General features: G+C 40.2%; 1 protein-coding gene. It reads right to left on the bottom strand.

The window, feature by feature from the left end:
• A partial coding sequence (gene ltrA / locus ACTWP4_RS22465; protein ID WP_443131018.1) for a group II intron reverse transcriptase/maturase occupies positions 1 to 1,235 on the bottom strand: 1,235 nt, incomplete at its 3' end.
• Positions 1,236 to 1,648: the final 413 nt, after the last annotated feature.

Consider the following 1,648-nt stretch of genomic DNA (forward strand, 5'->3'; position numbering starts at 1 on the left):
TTGGTTAATCTCTGGTTAGTTATTGTAGTGGTCAGTATCCATGAGTAGGCAATACGGGTTACTCCTTTGCTAGTGTGACTATTCTTATATGCGTTGTATTTATCCATCCCTAATTTTATTAGATTCTTTCGCCGATTTTTCGCTGTTTTCCATTTGTGCCAAATACACATTCTTAAACGGAATCTTGTATGTGAATCGATTCTTTCCAACGCTCTTTTCATCGAGGCTATTTTAAAGTAGTTAACCCATCCTCGTATTACCTGATTGATACGCTCCACTTGATACTTCGTATCTACTCCCCAATTTCTTTTAGTTAGTTGCTTGAGCTTATATTTAAAGTTTTCTATCGACTTTTGATGGGGTCTTGCTTTATAGATACCTGCTTGATAATCCTTGAAAAAGCCAAACCCTAAGAATTTCATATCAGGATCCCGTGGACTGGTCACTTTCGTTTTCGTGCTATTAACGATCAATCCTAGCTTTTCTTCGATGAATTTGGTCACTGATCTCATAACTCTCCTCGCTGCCATTTCGCTCTTTATCATGATAATACAATCATCAGCATATCGTACAAAACGCAGTCCTCTAGCTTCTAGTTCGGTATCCAATTCATGAAGCATAATATTGCTGAGTAACGGAGATAGGTTTCCTCCTTGAGGTGTACCGATCACCGTTTCTTCATATGATTCATCTATTTGTACACCACTGACCAGAAATTTTCTTATAAGTGAAATGACATTACCATCATCCACTGTCCTAGATACGAGGTTCATTAAACGGTCATGATTGACCGTGTCAAAGAAGCGTTCTAAGTCAATATCTACTATCCATTCATAACCATCATTCATGTATTCTAGTGCTTTTAGAATGGCCATCTCTGCGTAACGCCTTGGCCTGAATCCATAACTGTTTTCACTGAATTGATGATCGAATAGTGGAGTGAGAATTTGTGCCATAGCTTGTTGAATGACTCTGTCCACTACAGTTGGAATACCAAGTAATCGCACACCACCATTTGCCTTAGGTATTTCCACCCTCAGAACTGGATGCGGTTGATATTTCCGTTGACGTATTTGCCAAACGATTTCCCTTTGATGAACGTTCCAATGGGGTTCTAGATCATCGATTGTCATTCCATCTACCCCTGCGGCTCCCTTGTTTCTTTTCACTTGTTTGATGGACTTGTTGAGATTATCCTCATCTAGTATTTTGTCCAGTAGTTTTCTTTCGTACATGCCTGTTATGTCCTTTCTTCCTCGTAGAGTAGGTATCCACTTTTACGCGTTATGCCAGTGGTCTTGTTCCTCTCCCAATCGAGATTTCTATAACCATAAGTTGGTTCAGCCCTTCATTTCTTCTAATTTTCATTAGCTTTCTACACTACTATGGCTTCTGCTGACTTCTCCTTGTTCAGACTTATATCACTATAAGCGTTTGGTATGAGATAAGGAGACCTCCCCGGTTAAGGAGCGAACTCTTTCCCTCCATCTATCTGTCATATATACACCGTATGTTTTCGTAGCTATTGGACTTCAGATTCTTTTGCACCCTTATCCACATACGTTGCCTCTTATATGATTTCTGTTCGTCAGACCAGAGGTTTGCCTTGAGCTTCCTTCCGATTCCACGTCACCGTGGACACCGTTGC

The sequence above is a fragment of the Gracilibacillus sp. D59 genome (genome assembly GCF_052246695.1).
Taxonomy (GTDB): domain Bacteria; phylum Bacillota; class Bacilli; order Bacillales; family Amphibacillaceae; genus Gracilibacillus.